This window comes from Paenibacillus lignilyticus, from assembly GCF_017942085.1.
GTDB classification, from domain to species: Bacteria; Bacillota; Bacilli; order Paenibacillales; family Paenibacillaceae; genus Paenibacillus_Z; species Paenibacillus_Z lignilyticus.
The window spans coordinates 315,232-331,879 of sequence record NZ_JAGKSP010000006.1; the positions used below are offsets into that span (position 1 = coordinate 315,232).

17 protein-coding genes are annotated in these 16,648 nt (G+C 51.1%); 16 read left to right on the forward strand and 1 reads right to left on the reverse strand.

The features are described from left to right. Position 1: 1 nt before the first annotated feature. Positions 2 to 829, reverse strand: coding sequence for a YitT family protein (locus I8J30_RS17415; protein WP_210660100.1), 828 nt, complete (start codon positions 827 to 829; stop codon positions 2 to 4). A 152-nt stretch (positions 830 to 981) separates the two neighbouring features. On the opposite strand from I8J30_RS17415, the gene I8J30_RS17420 reads away from it, so the two are divergent. The 16 genes from I8J30_RS17420 (at position 982) to I8J30_RS17495 (ending at position 16,532) form a co-directional block, all read left to right on the forward strand. Then, positions 982 to 1,353, forward strand: coding sequence for a nucleotide pyrophosphohydrolase (locus I8J30_RS17420; protein ID WP_210659829.1), 372 nt, complete (start codon positions 982 to 984; stop codon positions 1,351 to 1,353). Between the two features lie 53 nt (positions 1,354 to 1,406). Next, positions 1,407 to 1,952: a tetratricopeptide repeat protein gene (locus tag I8J30_RS17425; protein ID WP_210659837.1), complete on the forward strand. Its 546-nt coding sequence runs from the start codon at positions 1,407 to 1,409 to the stop codon at positions 1,950 to 1,952. A gap of 7 nt (positions 1,953 to 1,959) precedes the next feature. After that, on the forward strand, positions 1,960 to 2,766 hold the full coding sequence (dapB, locus tag I8J30_RS17430; RefSeq protein ID WP_210659847.1) for a 4-hydroxy-tetrahydrodipicolinate reductase: 807 nt from the start codon (positions 1,960 to 1,962) through the stop codon (positions 2,764 to 2,766). 63 nt (positions 2,767 to 2,829) lie between these two features. After that, positions 2,830 to 3,249: a methylglyoxal synthase gene (locus I8J30_RS17435; RefSeq protein ID WP_090976676.1), complete on the forward strand. Its 420-nt coding sequence runs from the start codon at positions 2,830 to 2,832 to the stop codon at positions 3,247 to 3,249. Further along, on the forward strand, positions 3,246 to 3,944 hold the full coding sequence (gene bshB1 / locus I8J30_RS17440; protein WP_210659857.1) for a bacillithiol biosynthesis deacetylase BshB1: 699 nt from the start codon (positions 3,246 to 3,248) through the stop codon (positions 3,942 to 3,944). Before I8J30_RS17435 ends, bshB1 begins: the two co-directional genes overlap by 4 nt. A 119-nt stretch (positions 3,945 to 4,063) precedes the next feature. Beyond that, complete coding sequence (gene bshA, locus I8J30_RS17445) at positions 4,064 to 5,224, forward strand: N-acetyl-alpha-D-glucosaminyl L-malate synthase BshA (RefSeq protein ID WP_210659859.1); 1,161 nt, start codon at positions 4,064 to 4,066, stop codon at positions 5,222 to 5,224. Positions 5,225 to 5,272: 48 nt separating this feature from the next. Further along, positions 5,273 to 6,616: a CCA tRNA nucleotidyltransferase gene (locus tag I8J30_RS17450; protein ID WP_210659861.1), complete on the forward strand. Its 1,344-nt coding sequence runs from the start codon at positions 5,273 to 5,275 to the stop codon at positions 6,614 to 6,616. Continuing rightward, positions 6,613 to 7,590, forward strand: a complete 978-nt coding sequence (locus tag I8J30_RS17455) for a biotin--[acetyl-CoA-carboxylase] ligase (protein ID WP_210659862.1) — start codon at positions 6,613 to 6,615, stop codon at positions 7,588 to 7,590. Before I8J30_RS17450 ends, I8J30_RS17455 begins: the two co-directional genes overlap by 4 nt. Before the next feature lie 402 nt (positions 7,591 to 7,992). Next, positions 7,993 to 8,949, forward strand: coding sequence for a 3-methyl-2-oxobutanoate hydroxymethyltransferase (gene panB / locus I8J30_RS17460; RefSeq protein WP_210659864.1), 957 nt, complete (start codon positions 7,993 to 7,995; stop codon positions 8,947 to 8,949). Further along, positions 8,946 to 9,914, forward strand: coding sequence for a pantoate--beta-alanine ligase (gene panC, locus I8J30_RS17465; RefSeq protein ID WP_210659868.1), 969 nt, complete (start codon positions 8,946 to 8,948; stop codon positions 9,912 to 9,914). The genes panB and panC overlap by 4 nt, the downstream gene beginning before the upstream one ends. After that, positions 9,829 to 10,212: an aspartate 1-decarboxylase gene (gene panD, locus I8J30_RS17470; RefSeq protein WP_210659870.1), complete on the forward strand. Its 384-nt coding sequence runs from the start codon at positions 9,829 to 9,831 to the stop codon at positions 10,210 to 10,212. Before panC ends, panD begins: the two co-directional genes overlap by 86 nt. A gap of 129 nt (positions 10,213 to 10,341) precedes the next feature. Then, positions 10,342 to 11,139, forward strand: a complete 798-nt coding sequence (locus I8J30_RS17475) for a hypothetical protein (protein ID WP_210659871.1) — start codon at positions 10,342 to 10,344, stop codon at positions 11,137 to 11,139. Between the two features lie 24 nt (positions 11,140 to 11,163). Next, positions 11,164 to 14,076, forward strand: coding sequence for an ATP-dependent DNA helicase DinG (gene dinG / locus I8J30_RS17480; protein WP_210659873.1), 2,913 nt, complete (start codon positions 11,164 to 11,166; stop codon positions 14,074 to 14,076). Further along, complete coding sequence (locus I8J30_RS17485; protein WP_091218913.1) at positions 14,073 to 14,729, forward strand: redox-sensing transcriptional repressor Rex; 657 nt, start codon at positions 14,073 to 14,075, stop codon at positions 14,727 to 14,729. Before dinG ends, I8J30_RS17485 begins: the two co-directional genes overlap by 4 nt. Next, a complete protein-coding gene (locus I8J30_RS17490; RefSeq protein ID WP_210659882.1) occupies positions 14,710 to 16,011 on the forward strand; it encodes an amidohydrolase in 1,302 nt (433 codons plus the stop codon). Before I8J30_RS17485 ends, I8J30_RS17490 begins: the two co-directional genes overlap by 20 nt. Then, on the forward strand, positions 16,011 to 16,532 hold the full coding sequence (locus I8J30_RS17495; RefSeq protein ID WP_210659884.1) for a cell wall elongation regulator TseB-like domain-containing protein: 522 nt from the start codon (positions 16,011 to 16,013) through the stop codon (positions 16,530 to 16,532). The genes I8J30_RS17490 and I8J30_RS17495 overlap by 1 nt, the downstream gene beginning before the upstream one ends. Positions 16,533 to 16,648 lie beyond the last annotated feature (116 nt).

A 16,648-nucleotide genomic window follows, 5' to 3' on the forward strand; every position in this document is an offset into this window, starting at 1 on the left:
GTTATTCTTCTTTAAACCCTTCACCAAGCACATCATGTACTTCGGATATGACGATAAAAGCAAGCGGGTCTATACTGCGAACGATCGATTTCAACTGTCTGATTTCATGACGGGCGACGACGCAGTAGAGGACCTGTTTTTGTTTGCCCGAATATGCGCCTTTCGCAGGGAAAATGGTCACGCCGCGTTCCATTTCTTTGGTGATTTGGAGTCCAATCTCATCGCCGGATTCGGTGATGATGGAGAATGCCTTTGCCGCATAAGCGCCTTCTTGGATGAAATCGATCATCTTCGATGCAATGAATACGGCCACGAGCGTATACAGCACTTTCTCCTTCGATATGTAGAGAAGCGAGACGCCGATAATGATAATATCGAGTGTTAGAATGACTTGTCCCATGCTCCAGCCTCGCAGCTTAGAGGCAATGCGGGCAATGATGTCAACGCCGCCGGTGGTACCTCCGAAGCGGAACACGATTCCAAGACCTGCCCCGAGCGTGACACCGGCATATAGTGCAGCGAGTATGTAGTCATTTGAGGTTTGAAACGGCACAATCCAACCTGCCTCGATCATTTTCTCCATTAAGTAGAGAAAAAAAGACAAGGACACGCTGCCGAATATCGTATAGCCGGTATGGGAGCGTCCAAGTACTTTCCATCCTATAAAGTAAAGCGGGATGTTGAGCACCAGCGTCGAGATGGAAAGCGGCCAATCAAGCGAGTAGTTAAGCAGGATCGCGATCCCGGTAACGCCGCCTTCCATGAGCTGATTCGGGATGAGAAAGTAATGGAGCCCGAATGCATAGATGGCTGTACCCAGCATGACCATCGGAAGCGTGCGAAGCAGTTGTGCATAATTGGTTTTCAAAGGGTAATTCTCTCCTTTCCGCAAGGTCGTAAAATTATGAAGGCTTTAACATAGTATGTCTCTTTGCAGGGATTGTCAAAAGCATTGTTTTCAAAAGCGCTTTGATATAACATATGAAAAGAACCTCATGTCAAGAGAGGGTGTTTAAGGTGTCAGAGAAATCGATGGCCGAGCTGCAGCGGGAAGTCGACAATTATATCTCCCAATTCAAGGAAGGTTACTTTAGTCCGCTGTCCATGCTGGCCAGAATGTCGGAAGAAGTAGGCGAGCTGGCGCGTGAGGTCAATCATCAATTCGGCGAGAAACCTAAGAAAAAGGATGAAGCGGACAACTCCATCGAGAATGAGCTGGGTGACATTTTATTTATCGTCATCTGCTTTGCAAACTCATTAGGAATCGATCTTACCGAAGCGCATGACCGTATCATGCACAAGTTCAATACAAGAGATGCCGATCGCTGGACACGAAAAAACGTCGAACCGTAAGTCGTGTCCTTACATATGCTGTACCATCACCTGTGTACAAGGAGGATGGGCGGATGGACGGAGAGAGCAGTATTAAGAAAGCTTACGAAGCCATCCTAAGCGGCGATTTCGAACAGGCAATCCTGTTTTTTGAAGAAGCGATTGCGCTGGAACCGAGTAATGGAGCAGCTTACTATAAATGCTCGATCACTTGTGCCCGCAGCGGAAAATGGCAGAAGGCGCTCCAATATGCAGAACAGGCGGTAGAGCTTGAACCTTTGCAAGTGATTTATCAGTTTCATCTGGAAACAGTAAAGGCCAAAGCGCTTGTACTGCAAGCTGAAGGATTGTTGTCTCGTTCGCCAACGCATACCGAGGATGCGCTCGCCTTGCTGCATGAAGCAACCAGGCTGGATCCTCTCAATATCGAGGCGCTGCTTATGCTAAGCGCGGCCTATGCGACGGTCAGCCGATTTGACGAGGCATCTCTCTATGCCCGCGAGGCGGTTAGGCTTGAGCCTGAGCATGCGGCTGCGCGCCGGTTATTCGCCGATATGAATCGCAAGCGGCGAATGCTGAGATCGAACAGTCAACGTACTAAACGGAAAAGGAACAGGTGAAAGCAGGATGTCGACGGAATTGATTCGAGTTGCAGTAATGGGAGCAAGCGGCCGCATGGGTCGTGAGGTCGTGAAAATGGTACTACAAGATGAAATGCTTACACTGGCGGCTGCGGTATCTCCATCAGCAGGTCCGATCGATGCCGGTACATTGGTCGGACTTCAGCCGTGCGGCGTTACTGTCAGCGCAGATCTGGACGACGCGCTTGCAGCTGCAAATGCAGATGTACTCGTTGATTTTACGGTACCCAGCGCTGCATATGGCAATACTACTACAGCAATTGCTCACGGTGTCCGTCCGGTTATCGGAACGACGGGATTAACGCCTGAGCAAATGACTGAATTGGACGAGCTGTGCAAGGAAAAAGGAATCGGGGCTTTGATTGCTCCAAACTTCTCTATCGGCGCTATCCTCATGATGCGTTTTGCCGCGCAAGCGGCGAAGTACATGCCTCATGTTGAAATTATTGAGTACCACGGGGATCAGAAGCTCGATGCTCCTTCAGGAACGTCCATCAAGACGGCAGAGCTGATCTCTGCCGCACGCCAAGAGCTGCGCCAAGGTAACCCGAAGGAAGAAGAAATTATCGAAGGCGCACGAGGCGGCTATTATAATGGATTCCGTATACATAGTGTTCGTTTACCGGGTGTTTTTGCCCAGCAAGAGGTTGTATTCGGCGGTCATGGGCAAACGCTCAAAATTCGTCATGATTCCTACGAACGTGCCGGTTACATGCCGGGCGTAAGCGTAGCTTGCAAGAAAGTGATGACATATACGGGACTTATTTATGGCTTCGAGCATTTGATGGACTAAATGACCTAATAAACCGCGCAATTACATCATATGCGGATATTCAGGAGAGGAGTGCGGCTGGAAATGAACATCGCGTTTATTGCGCACGATCGAAAGAAAGATGAAATGGTAAACTTTGTCATCGCGTACGAGCATGTTTTTCAAGGTCATAATCTCTATTCGACAGGTACGACTGGCACTCGAATTATGGAGCAAACGAAGCTGTCGATTCATCGCTTCATGTCCGGACCGCTTGGCGGGGATCAGCAAATCGGTGCTCTTGTAGCTCAAAATGAAATGGATCTCATTATTTTCTTGCGCGATCCCTTGATGGCACAGCCGCACGAGCCGGACATCATTGCCCTTCTGAGGCTTTGTGATGTGCAAGGAATACCGGTAGCAACGAATGTCGCTACAGGCGAGCTGCTGGTCAGAGCGCTGCAACGCGGCGACTTCGCGTGGCGTGAGCTCGTTCATAAATATAAGCCGGGTGAAGCGGAATGATCGAAGCCGTTGATATTCTTGCATTCGGCGCCCATCCTGATGATGTTGAAATCGGCATGGGCGGAACAATTGCCAAACATACTTCAGAAGGCTATAAGGTTGCCATTTGCGATTTGACGGAAGCAGAGATGTCTTCTAACGGCACCGTGGAAACAAGGCGGCAGGAAGCTGCCGAAGCTTCTTTGGTGCTTGGCTTATCCTATCGTTCGACACTGAGACTGCCGGACAGGGGCTTAACCGGAGCAGCCGATCAGATCGAGGCGATCGTAACGGAAATTCGCCGATTGCGGCCGCGTCTTGTCTTCGCGCCTTATTGGTCGGACAGGCATCCGGATCATGTCAGCTGCAGCAGACTGATCGAAGAAGCGGTGTTCAATGCCAAGCTTCGCAATTACTTGCCGTCGCTGTCGCCCGTACATGTGGAGCAGCTATACTTCTATTACATAAACGACAGCAATGAGGTCAGTCTCATTACCGATATTAGCGGGCATATGGATACGAAGATTAAATCGTTGCAAGCCTATCGCTCACAGTTTGCGCCTCCGGAGCAAGGAGAAGATCGCGTACAGACGCCGCTTACCGATCGCTATATTCAGCGTGTTGAAGCGCGGGACATGTTGCTCGGGCAGACGAGAGGCTGGGCTTATGCGGAAGGATTTGCAATAAAGCGCCCGCATACGGTAACTTTATTTTAGCGAGTGGTTACAAATACTGAAATCGACTTATTCAGGCATATAATTTAGAAAACGAGATCATCCGCTCGAAGGTTGGCGAAAACCTTGGCATTAGCGTTGTACAACAGGAGGTGGAAGACATGGCCAAACGCTTGAAAATCGGGATTACTTGTTATCCGACACTAGGCGGCTCCGGCGTTGTTGCAACGGAGCTTGGAAAGCTTCTTGCAGAGAAGGGGCATGAAATTCATTTTATTACTCATAGTGTTCCTTTCCGTCTTGGACAATTCCAGAAAAACATTTTCTATCATGAAGTGGAAGTAAACGATTATTACGTATTCCGTTATCCGCCTTATGATTTATCGTTAGCCAGTAAAATGGCGCAGGTCGTCAAAAATCAGCAGCTGGATGTTCTTCATGTCCATTACGCGGTTCCTCATGCCGTCTGTGCGTTCCTGGCGAAGCAGATGGTCGGAGATCAGTTGAAGACCGTTACGACTTTGCATGGAACGGATATTACGGTGCTTGCGCAGGATGAGTCGCTCAAGGATTTGATCCGGATGGGCATAAACAAGAGCGATGCGGTGACGGCGGTATCGAATGATCTTATTTGTGAAACGCGCGAGCTGCTCGATATTACGAAACCCATTGAGCTTACTTATAACTTTGTCGATAAACGCGTCTATTACCCGCGGGAATGCAGCTCGCTGCGAAGCGACTTTGCGAGTAAAGACGAGAAAATACTTATGCATATCTCCAACTTCAGACCGGTTAAGCGGCTAAGCGATGTCGTGGATATCTTCGCGAAAGTATCACAGGAAGTGCCAAGCCGATTGCTGCTCGTTGGCGAAGGACCGGATTTGCCGAAGGTACAGATGAAAATCCGCCAGCTTGGCTTGCAGGATCGGGTTCATTTCCTCGGCAAACAAGATGATGTGGCGCAGGTAATCTCCATCGCGGACGTCATGCTGCTGCCTTCTGAGAAAGAAAGCTTCGGACTTGTTGCGCTGGAAGCCATGGCCTGCGGCGTTCCGACGATCGGTTCGATTGCAGGAGGTATTCCCGAGCTTGTCACGCATGGCGAAACAGGCTATTTATCGCCGATTGGCGATACAGACAGCATGGCTGCCAATGCGATTCAATTGCTTCGCAATCCTGAGCTGTACCGTAAAGTCCGTGAAGCTTGCCTTCACCGGGCGCGCCGTCAGTTCTGTAATGATTTGATTACGGCTGAATACGAGCGTATTTACTACAAAGTACTCGGGATAGAAGCTGAAATTCCGGTGCCGGTTTGCGATTAATGAAACACGATAAACGATGAAAAATAATCCTTAGGAGGGGGAGTGCCGATGTCGTGGAGTGATGCGCTGACAAGGGCGCTCCCTTTGCTTCATACACTTGAAAGCTTAGGGCATGAATCCGTGTTTGTAGGCGGCTGCGTCCGCGACACGATTATGGGACGGACGCTCAAGGATGTCGATATTGCCACTGCAGCATCTCCGGAGCAGGTGATTGCTGCATTCCCGCATACGATTCCTACCGGCCTGCAGCATGGAACAATAACGGTTGTTCACGAGCGTATAACCTACGAGGTAACCACGTTCCGCACGGAATCGGCCTATGAGAAGTTTAGGCGGCCTGCTCAGGTGCAATTCGTGAAGAGCTTGGACGAGGATCTGCTTCGCCGTGATTTCACCATAAACAGCATGGCGATGCGCAGTGACGGGTCGATCTATGATCCATTCGGCGGACAGCGGGATCTTCGCGAAGGCGTGCTTCGCTGCGTCGGAGATCCGGATGCGAGGCTGCAGGAGGATGCGCTTCGGATTGTGCGCGCGGTGCGTTTTGCTGCTTCATTCGATCTGCGGATCGCAGTGCAGACATGGCGCGCGATTATGCGGCACAAACATCTGCTGGCACATATCGCGATGGAGCGAATTGGTCTTGAGTTCGACAAAATGATCGGCGGCAGTGATCCTGCACGCGCAGCCGCATATCTTGCGGTCAGCGGTCTGCTGAAGCATACGAAAGAACCGCTGCCGCAGCTCATGGTAGAGTCGGCGGAACAGTATAAGCTGGCGCATGAAGAGGCGTCATTGCAAGCTGCCGGCAATAGCAGAAACGCCTTGGTGCAAACAATGACACGACTGGAATCCGATGAGGATCGCTGGGCTGCGCTTTGCATGGCGCTTCGGCTCGACCAAGGACAAGCCGATGAGCTGTTCGCAAGGCTCCGTTATGCCACAGCTCGCAGCAAGCAATTGAAGGCTGTAATCGGCCTTCATACCGCGCTGCAGGTTGGTTTTCAACTGGACGAGACCGGACGTCGGAAGTGGATTCGTCTTCTTTTGCAATACGGGAAACAAGCAGCGCAGCAGTGGCTGCGAATAGGGACAGCCATTCCTGAGCTTGTTTCGGCAGAGGCAGGGATGTCCAATGCTATATTGGAGAAGCTTTACGCGTGGCTGGAGGCCGTACCGGCTTCTTCGATCCGTGAGCTGGCTGTCAAAGGAACGGATCTTCTTGCTATCTCGAAGCAACCATCGGGACCGTGGCTCGGCGGTCTGTTAAATGAGCTGCTGCATGCGGCGGCTGCAGGAGAAATTCCGAATGACAAACAATCATTGCTCCGGGCAGCAGAGGCGGCAATGCTCCATAACCCAAGATCGGAAGTCCAAGAGGAGTTAACATGAATCGTATACTAGAGCTGTTAGAGCAGCAATCGACCGGATATCTGTCAGGCGAACTGCTAAGTCAAGAGCTCCAAATCAGCCGAACTGCGGTTTGGAAGCATATTAAGAAGCTGGAAGCGGCAGGCTACCAGATCGAAGCTTCAAGGCGTTTAGGCTATCGTTTAATCGGCCGTCCTTCTAAGCTCACTCCGCAGGAACTCACGATGAAGCTGCAGAGCAAAGGAACTTCGATCATACAGAAGATCCGCATGTTCGATTCCGTTGATTCCACGCAAAACATTGCGCAGCGGCTGGCTGAAGAAGGTGCGGAAGAAGGCACCCTTGTGATTGCAGAGCAGCAAACGAGCGGTCGAGGACGGCTGGGACGCAAATGGGTGTCGCCTTCGGGTAGAGGCATTTATATGAGCTTTATTTTGAGACCGGGCATGCCTTTGCATTTTGCTCCGCAGTTGACGCTGCTGACAGCCGTGGCACTCTGCCGAGCGCTTCGAGCTATCGCCGCGCCGCTCGATATCGGCATCAAATGGCCAAACGACCTGCTGATCGGCGGCAAGAAAATCAGCGGCATTCTGCTGGAGTCCACCGCTGAGGAAGAACGGCTGCGTTACGTCATTGCCGGCATAGGAATCAGCGTTAACCTAACGGCCGACGACTTCCCGCAGGAGCTGCTGGATATCGCAACTTCGCTTCAGATCGAGCTTGGAAGGCCGCTAGATCGAGCTGATATTATCGCAGGTTTCTTCGAACAGTTCGAGCAGCTTTACACGATCTATCAGAAGGATGGCTTCGGCCCGATCCGAATGTTATGGGAGGCGCTGTCGGTTACGCTGAATAAACCGACAAGACTGATTCTCTCGAGCGGGGAAACCATGGCAACGCCGGTCGGACTTAATGAGCAAGGTGCTCTGCTTGTACGGAAGAGCGATGGGACGATTGTACCGATTTTTTCGAGCGAACAAGTGCCCCAAGGATAGGCGAAGGGTTCATAGACGCGGCATCGTTTTTTTGATATACTCGCCTTACTAGCATGCTCCATTAATGGGTGGTATCGTCTTGTGCGAACTGCACCGGATAGTGGAGCTTCAGTTTGCGTATAAGATTGGGTTGAATCGTTAGACAGTGCGCATTCTGCTCTGAGCCGTTAGGGACCGAGACAGAAGGAAGCTCTTATTGAAACGCGCTTCTCCGCCAATAGGCCGGCGACAGTCGTTTCGCCTTGAAACAGGACGTTCCTTTTTGGATTGGACCTTTGTAGCGGGTGCTAGAAGGTTTTTTTGTGTTGATCACATAGGACGACCCGCGATCGTGAAAGCTTATACTAAGCATTACAGATCCACGAGAGGGAGTCGGGCCAATCCCTGAAGGAGGACGGAGCCATGAAACAACCGTTGACTATTACGAAGCTTAAGAAAATGAAGCAAAGCGGCGAGCCAATTTCCATGCTGACCGCCTATGATTATCCTTCGGCTAAACTTGCCGAAGAAGCCGGAATTGATGTTATTCTTGTCGGTGATTCACTCGGTAACGTTGTGCTTGGTTACGACACGACAATTCCTGTAACGTTAGACGACATGGTTTATCATTCCAGAGCAGTAGCTCGTGGTGCAACAAATACATTTATCGTCGCCGATTTGCCATTCATGACGTATCGGCTTGGCAAAGAAACGACGCTCCGCAATGCGGGCCGGTTGCTGCAAGAAGGGTACGCGCATGCGGTTAAGCTGGAGGGCGGCGCAGATATCGCGGATGAGGTTGCCGCATGCGTCAGAGCAGGCATTCCCGTTATGGGACATATCGGGCTTACACCGCAGTCCGTTCATCAGCTTGGCGGATATCGCGTACAAGGCAAACTTGAACGCGAAGCGCAGCAGCTGATCGAAGATGCCAAGGCGCTGGAAGCGGCCGGAGCATTCTGTATCGTGCTTGAGCTTGTAACAGAGCCGCTGGCCGAAGCGATCTCATCGGCGCTTTCGATTCCAACCATTGGCATCGGTGCAGGACGCGGCTGTGATGGTCAAGTGCTTGTGTATCATGATATTTTGCAATATGCATCGCCATACCGGGAAAAGCGCTTCGTCAAAACCTATGCGGACCTCGGAACAACCATCCGTAACGCCATCGGAGCCTACGTCTCCGAAGTGAAGTCCCGAGAATTCCCGCAGGAAGCGCATGCGTTCCCGATGGAGCAGGAAATGCTGAGGCAGCTCTATGGCTCAGGTTCAGGCTCAAACGCAGCCTCCGCCTCCGATAAAGGAGAAACAGCCCCGGCAGCGTCATCCAAGCAGGCGGATAAGCCTGTCGCAGATGTCGTCAAAGGAGGGGGAACGGCATGATCGTCTGTACCACAATTCAAGAACTTAAAGCTCATCTGGCTCAGCAGCGAAAGAACAAGCCGGATGGAGTTATCGGAATTGTTCCTACGATGGGATTTCTGCACGAAGGTCATGCAAGTCTGATGAAGCGGGCGCGTGAAGATTGCAATTATACCGTTCTAACTATATTCGTTAACCCGCTTCAATTTGGACCTAACGAAGATTTCGATCGCTACCCAAGGGACTTGGAGCGGGATTCCGCTCTTGCGCTTGCGAATGGGATCGATTTGCTGTTTGCGCCAACCGTTCAAGAAATGTATCCGACCAAACCGCTGACCAAAGTGCTGGTCAGCGAAGTGACGGAACGTTTGTGCGGTGCCTCGCGACCGGGACATTTTGATGGTGTCGGCACAGTTGTCAGCAAGCTGTTAAATCTGGTTCAACCGGACCGCGCTTATTTCGGCATGAAGGATGCCCAGCAGGTTGCAGTTATTGAGCAGATGGTACATGATCTCAATATGCCGGTTCGGATTGTACGCTGCGAAACGGTACGCGAAGCAGATGGCCTCGCCATGAGCTCGCGTAATGTGTATCTAAGCGCCGATCAGCGTAAGCAGGCCGTTATATTGTCTGAAACGCTTCGAGCGGCTGAGAGCTGGCTCAAGCAGCCTGGAATGACGCGTTTGAAACTGTCTAAATTAATCGCGGATTCCATTCGTTCCGTTCCGCTGGCAGAGATTGATTATGCAGAACTTCTTACTTACCCGAACTTATCGCCAATTGATGCCAATACCGAAATATCCGCGTTATCTCAAACCATTATTATTGCGCTTGCGGTCAAATTCGGCAGCACGCGTTTGATTGACAATCGTTTATTTCAACTCGGCGGAGGTGACACAAATGTTCAGAACAATGATGAAATCCAAACTTCACCGGGCGACCGTCACGGAAGCGAACCTCAATTATGTGGGCAGCATCACCATTGATGAAGACTTGATGGACCTTGCCGATCTTTGGCCTAATGAGAAAGTGCAAATCGTGAATAATAATAACGGTGCCCGTCTGGAAACGTACGTCATTACAGGGCCGCGTGGCTCCGGCGTGATCTGTTTGAACGGCGCAGCGGCACGGCTGGTACAGCCTGGGGATAATGTCATTATTATCGGTTACGGCATGATGACCGACGAGGAAGCTCGTACGTACAAGCCAAAGGTTGTCATCCTCGATGCCGGAAACAAGCCTGTTCAGATGCTTGAGCAGGAATTGCATGCCACTATTTTGTAAACCGTCGTAAGCTGTACTTGATGCCAGCGCTGTGAAACGTCTGGGACAGAGTATGAAAAGCAGTGCCGGGGCAAAGAATGAGCATAACAAATTCACTTCTATCCTGGCGTGAAGGTGGGTGCGTACGATATGTTCAAACATGTATTTGCTACCATGCAGGAAATGCTCGAAGAAATTATTATCCATTATCCGCACGCAAACGGCGCACAACGCAAGCAGCTTGATGATCAGTTGTCTTCCCTTAAACAGTTCAGCGATACGTTTATTGAGGAATGGCTTCAATTTGAAGAGAAGATGGCGGATTTCCGAGATCTGCAGCTGGCACATTCAAAAGGCAGCTCTGCCGGCCAAGCACCGCTTAAGCCAGCAGCACCAGCACCTGCATCTGCACCCGGTTACCCTAAGATCATCTCAGCAGCTCCTATACCGCCTGCCCTGCAGCAGAAGCCTGCTGCAGGGAGTAAAGGGAATCACAGCGCGGCTGACTCCATCGAGAAGACAGATCCGTTAGATGATGATGCCGTGATTGAAATGCAGCAGGCGATGTCCAAAGGTCAAGGCTATTTTAAATTATTTATGTTTAAAGATGCGTTCAAGCATTTCCAAGATGCGGTCAGAAGATCGCCGGATGATAATCGTGCTCGGCTGTTCCTAGGTATGACATGCATGCATTTGCAGGAATGGCATGAAGCTCAGCGTCACTTCCAGCTGCTCGTAGAAGTTACCGAGCATCCGAAGTGGAAGGCGCTTGGCCTAAACGCACTGGGCTGCATACAAGCTGTCCGCATGAATTTAGAACAGGCGGCCGTCTATTTCGAGAAGGCCCATGAAGCGGATCCGAATTTTACCGATCCATTGTCGAATATGAAGTCATGCGAGCAGCATGCAGGCCAGCTATCCCTGTTGTTCGGGAGTGGCCAGCTTTAGTTTTTGTGAGAGGATACTTACCGGATGAATTATGCCGTACTGGATTTGGAAACGACCGGTCATAGTGCCGGCGATGAAATGATACAAGTGGGTCTTGTGCTGCTGGATGAACAATTAAGCGTTGTTCATTCTTACAGTACGTTCGTCAAACCGACGATTGCGATTCCGCCGTTTATAACGCAGCTAACCGGCATAGAAGAGTCGATGGTCGCGGATGCGCCGGATCTTGATGAAGTGCTGCTGGAGCTCATACCGCTGCTCAGCGACGCTGTTCTCGTTGCGCACAATGTCGGCTTTGATGCAGGCTTCCTCAACTCGGCGCTTGATCGCTGCGGTTATTTGCCTTTCGACGGAAGACGGCTGGATACGATTGATTTATTGCGAATCCTTTATCCTACTTTAACCACTTATCAGCTGGGCGCGGTGACGGAATTGTTCGGAATCGAGCATGATCAGCATCACCGCGCGGACAGCGATGCGATGGCAACGGCGGAGCTGTTCGTCAATTGCCACAACAAGCTAAAGGGTTTACCTCTGTTAACGCTGCAGCGACTGGCTAATTTGCTTGGCGATGATCTGGATGACTTGGGCTGGTTCGTCTCCCAAATGGCATTTCTGAAAGAAACGCAAACGTCGATCGATCCTGATGCTTATCATTACTTCCGGCAATTTGCCATGAAGGCAGGCGATTGGTCAGAAGAGCAGCATCCGAGGGAGAACCTGGACGAGGAAGCCGGAGCGTCCGTGACAGACTGGACGTTCCCGCAATTTCTGTCGCATATCAAGAACGAAATTGCTGCCCTGGTTTCGGGTTATGAAGAACGCGAACCGCAAAATATGATGTTCCAAGAAGTGATCGATGCGCTGGAAGAGGAGCGTCATTTGCTCATAGAAGCGGGTACAGGCACAGGAAAGTCGCTGGGTTACCTTATCCCAGCTCTGTACTATGGTGTCCAGCACAACAAGAAGATAGTCGTCAGCACGCATACGATTAACCTGCAGGAGCAACTGCGGGCGCGCGATCTGCCGCTGCTGCAGGCAGTCATGCCTTATCCATTCCGAGCCGCCGTCTTTAAAGGACGCGGCAATTATTTATGTTTACGCAAGTTCGAAGGCAAAGTAAATATGCGCGATTTCGCTTCACCGGCGGAAGACAGAATAACGGCTTCGCAAATGGTTGTATGGCTGAGTGAATCGAATCATGGGGATCAGGAAGAGCTCAATTTCGGCAATCGCGGTGCGGATTTCTGGGGAACGGTCGCCAGTGACACCGATTCCTGCCTCAATCGCGCCTGTCCGTGGTTCAAACGGTGCTACTATCACCGGGCGAAGCAAGAAGCGAACATTGCGGATGTCGTCATCACGAACCATTCCATGCTCTTCACGGATATACGAGCAGATCATCGATTGCTTCCGGGTTACGAGCATCTCATCCTCGATGAGGCGCATCATCTGGAAGAAGTTGCAGGTAAACACCTGGGAACACAAGTTTCATACTATTCCGTTCAGCATCCTGTCCTAAGACTCTGCAAAGATGCGCGCAACGGTCAATTGATAGCACTTAAGAGCAGACTTGCGAACGAGGATGTCGAGAAAACCCAGAAATGGCGCGAGGAAATCGATGAGGTTGTACCGGTATTCGGCGACTTGCGCGATGAATGGGATCGCTTGTTTGAAATGTTATACACGCTGATGGGGAACGGGGCTTCCGGAACGAAGAGCTCAGGGGATGCCTCAAACGGCGAAACCGGGCAATTCGTGCTAAGACTCCGCAGCGGCAAGCTGCCGGATTATTGGTCGGATGCACAGCTCATAGAGGAAGCGATTAACGGGTACTTAAGCCAAATCATCCGTCCTCTCGATAAGGTTTTTGCAGCGATCAAAGAAGAGATCGATGATCCCGGCATCGCCGCTCTTGTGACAGACTTAAGCGGTACAATCAAGGATCTGTCCCGGGCTCGAGATGATCTGCGCCAGTTCATGAAAGCAGATAAGACAGATACGGTATATTGGCTGGAAGCCAACAGCAATTCCAGAGCGAAATCGATTCAGCTATATGCTGTACCTGCCGATGTGAGCAGCCAGCTGCGGACTTATTTCTTCGATATTAAGAAAAGCGTCATTCTCACATCTGCGACCTTATCCGTTCAGAAATCATTTCAATATGCATGTGAGCAGTTAGGTCTGACGCAAGATGAGGAGCAGGGTCGACTGAAGACGGTTCAACTGCCGTCACCGTTCAATTACAGAGAACAAGCGCTGGTCATTATTCCGCGAAACTTTCCTGTACTGAAAGGAGCTGCCGGAGATCCTCAGTTCAATGACATGCTGGTGAAGTCACTGACAGAGGCGGCGATCGAGACAAACGGCCGTATGCTCGTTCTGTTTACGTCCTATCGGATGCTGAAGCAGGTATATGATCCGCTCAAGGAAGCGCTGGCGATGAGCGGCATTCACGTTCTGGGACAGGGTATTGACAGCAGCAATCGCAGCAAACTTACACGGAGATTCCAACAGCAGCAAGCTTCTGTTCTCCTGGGAACAAGCAGCTTCTGGGAAGGCGTAGACATTCCCGGCGATGCGCTGACTTGTCTGGCCATCGTAAGACTTCCTTTCCAGCCGCCTAACCATCCGCTCGTGGAAGCGAAGTCTGAATTGCTGCAGGAGCAGAAGCAGAATCCGTTTATGAAGCTTTCCATCCCGCAAGCGGTAATCCGCTTTAAGCAAGGCTTTGGCCGTCTTGTGCGGACCGGCAAGGACCGCGGCATCGTTCTTATCTACGATACAAGAGTGATCGATACGTATTACGGCAAATATTTTCTATATTCCTTGCCGGGGCCGAAGATCGAGCATATGCATTTAGAGCAGATTGTTCCGCGGATACGCGAATGGCTTGCACCAGTTCCAAGTCCAAGTGAAGAAGAGGTGGAGAAATGAAGCCGATGAAAATATCCGAGGCGGTCGTTCGCAGACTTCCGGTTTACCTGCAGGTCTTGAACGATCTGAACATGCGGGATGTCCAGACGGTTTCATCACAAGATCTTGGCAACAAGCTGGATTTGAATCCGGCACAAATCAGAAAGGATCTCGCATACTTCGGCGATTTCGGCCGAAAAGGGATCGGCTACGACGTAACTTATCTCATCGAGAAAATCCGTCAGATTCTAAAACTGGACCAGCCGCTGAATGTAGGGCTGGTCGGTGCCGGTAACTTAGGCCGAGCGCTGTGCAACTATAATACGTATTTGAAGGATAATATGAAAATTACGGCTGTCTTCGATGTTCATCCTTCTATGGTTGGCGCCTCCATTAACGGGTTGACGGTATTGCCGATGGATAAGCTGAAGGAAACGGTCGCTGCGTGCAACATCCGCATAGGGATCATTACAGTACCTGCAATTGAAGCGCAAAATGTGGCGGATAAATTCGTGGAGGCCGGTGTCGATGGCATCTTGAATTTTGCGCCGACCATTCTCAGAGTTCAAGAGCATGTACGGATCCATTATGCGAATTTCACCACTGAGCTGCTGAGCTTAGCGTATTACTTGGATGAAGAAGGGGTCGACGAGAATGAAACGGTTGTGGATTGAAAACGGAACGTTTGTCACAATGGACGAGGAGCGTCCCGTAGTGAAAGGCCATATGGTCGTAGAAGGCGACACGATTCTATATCTGGATGAGCTGGCTCCGGATCCGGCACCTGCAGGGGCCGAACGTATAGACGGTCAAGGGCTTGTGTTCATGCCTGGTTTGATTAATACACACGGACATGCTGCGATGTCCTTGCTTCGCGGGTATTCCGATGACGAAGCGCTGCAAGTATGGCTCGAGCAGAAGATGTGGCCAATGGAAGGCAAATACACGGATGAGGATGCCCGCTGGGGAACGGCCCTTGCCGTTGCCGAGATGCTGAAATCCGGAACGACAACGTTCGTCGACATGTATGATAGGATGCATATCGTAGCCGAGGTTGTAGAGCAATCCGGTATGCGTGGACTGCTCACGCGCGGTGTCATCGGACTTTGCCCGCCGGATGTGCAAACGGCGAAGCTGGACGAAGCGAAGCTATTCGCGCAAGAGTGGAATGGACGAGCAAACGGCCGCATTCGTACGATGCTTTCGCCGCATGCTCCGTACACATGCCCGCCCGATTATATCGCACGTATCGTTGAGGCTGCGAATGAACTGGATCTGCCGCTACATACGCATATGTCGGAAACGGCTGCGGAAGTGCAGTTCAACGTCAATGATTACGGCTGCCGCCCGGTTGAGCACCTGGACAAGCTTGGTTTCTTCTCCCGCCCGGCTTTGGTCGCGCATGCGGTTCATCTAAACGATGAAGAGATTGCCCTTCTTGCCGAGCGTGGCGTAAGTGTTTCGCACAACCCTGCAAGCAACTTGAAACTTGCGAGCGGTATCGCCCGAGTACCGGATATGCTCAAAGCCGGCGTAACCGTATCTCTGGGTACGGACAGCGCGGCAAGCAATAACAATTTGGACCTGTTTGATGAAATTCGTTTGGCTGCACTTATTCACAAAGGAATCTCCGGCGACCCAACTGCAGTTCCGGCTTGGGAAGCACTGAAGCTCGGTACCGTATACGGTGCGCGCGCAATCTGGCAAGAAGAGCGCCTTGGCGCACTTAAACCGGGCATGAAGGCTGACTTCATCGCCCTGAATATCGAACAGCCGCATTTTTATCCTCAAACTGAAATTGTCTCCCATCTGGTATATTCCGGTTCCGGCCGTGACGTAATTCACGTATGGGTTGATGGTGTTCAAGTGGTGAAGCAAGGCGAGTGCGTCTTCCTGGACGAAGCGCAAATTCGCGCTGAGGCGCAGCGCTGCTTCGAAAGGCTGCTCTCGAGCTAATGCGCGCCAATCGACGCAAAAGACCGCCGGTCATGTCAGCAGGCCGATGGATAACACTTAGCGCCGCCTTGATTATTCTTATCTTGGTTGCGCTGAATTGGTATTATCGGTCTGTGCAATCACCTGTTTGGCGTGAAGAACAAGCTGCGGAAGCGGAAGCGAAGGATCGAGGAAGTCTCAGCAGCGTAGACAGCTCTTATCATTATGTATGGGATGAACCGGTCTGGATCGTGAAAGGGAAGGACCATAACGGCGACACTACATATGTATGGTTGAAGCAAAATGAATCCATTACGCTGCGAGCGGACGAAGGCCTTGCTAAAGCCGATATTAAGGAACGGTTTCTGCTTGGCAAGCCGGACGCCAACATCTCTCATTTGAAGCTCGGCTTGTTCGGCGGTCAGCCGGTATGGGAAATCTTCTATTCCCGTGATCAAGCCGGTGTTACGAATCATTATTACGAGTTTTATCGCTTCCGCGATGGCGTCTTCCTGATTACGTATAAACTGCCTGCCAGGTAACAAAGCCGATAAACCGTCAGAAAGTTCGACCATAGTTCCCTTTTATTACACGCTCTCTGCATCAGCAGGTTGTGATATACTTTCGTATAGCAGCAAGTGATAGACGAAAGTGCAGC

Coding starts and splice junctions, on each gene's coding strand:
- I8J30_RS17415 (WP_210660100.1), bottom strand. CDS start 829: ATGGTCATGCTGGGTACAGCCATCTATGCATTCGGGCTCCATTACTTT.
- I8J30_RS17420 (WP_210659829.1), top strand. CDS start 982: ATGAAAAGAACCTCATGTCAAGAGAGGGTGTTTAAGGTGTCAGAGAAA.
- I8J30_RS17425 (WP_210659837.1), top strand. CDS start 1,407: ATGGACGGAGAGAGCAGTATTAAGAAAGCTTACGAAGCCATCCTAAGC.
- dapB (WP_210659847.1), top strand. CDS start 1,960: ATGTCGACGGAATTGATTCGAGTTGCAGTAATGGGAGCAAGCGGCCGC.
- I8J30_RS17435 (WP_090976676.1), top strand. CDS start 2,830: ATGAACATCGCGTTTATTGCGCACGATCGAAAGAAAGATGAAATGGTA.
- bshB1 (WP_210659857.1), top strand. CDS start 3,246: ATGATCGAAGCCGTTGATATTCTTGCATTCGGCGCCCATCCTGATGAT.
- bshA (WP_210659859.1), top strand. CDS start 4,064: ATGGCCAAACGCTTGAAAATCGGGATTACTTGTTATCCGACACTAGGC.
- I8J30_RS17450 (WP_210659861.1), top strand. CDS start 5,273: ATGTCGTGGAGTGATGCGCTGACAAGGGCGCTCCCTTTGCTTCATACA.
- I8J30_RS17455 (WP_210659862.1), top strand. CDS start 6,613: ATGAATCGTATACTAGAGCTGTTAGAGCAGCAATCGACCGGATATCTG.
- panB (WP_210659864.1), top strand. CDS start 7,993: ATGAAACAACCGTTGACTATTACGAAGCTTAAGAAAATGAAGCAAAGC.
- panC (WP_210659868.1), top strand. CDS start 8,946: ATGATCGTCTGTACCACAATTCAAGAACTTAAAGCTCATCTGGCTCAG.
- panD (WP_210659870.1), top strand. CDS start 9,829: ATGTTCAGAACAATGATGAAATCCAAACTTCACCGGGCGACCGTCACG.
- I8J30_RS17475 (WP_210659871.1), top strand. CDS start 10,342: ATGTTCAAACATGTATTTGCTACCATGCAGGAAATGCTCGAAGAAATT.
- dinG (WP_210659873.1), top strand. CDS start 11,164: ATGAATTATGCCGTACTGGATTTGGAAACGACCGGTCATAGTGCCGGC.
- I8J30_RS17485 (WP_091218913.1), top strand. CDS start 14,073: ATGAAGCCGATGAAAATATCCGAGGCGGTCGTTCGCAGACTTCCGGTT.
- I8J30_RS17490 (WP_210659882.1), top strand. CDS start 14,710: ATGAAACGGTTGTGGATTGAAAACGGAACGTTTGTCACAATGGACGAG.
- I8J30_RS17495 (WP_210659884.1), top strand. CDS start 16,011: ATGCGCGCCAATCGACGCAAAAGACCGCCGGTCATGTCAGCAGGCCGA.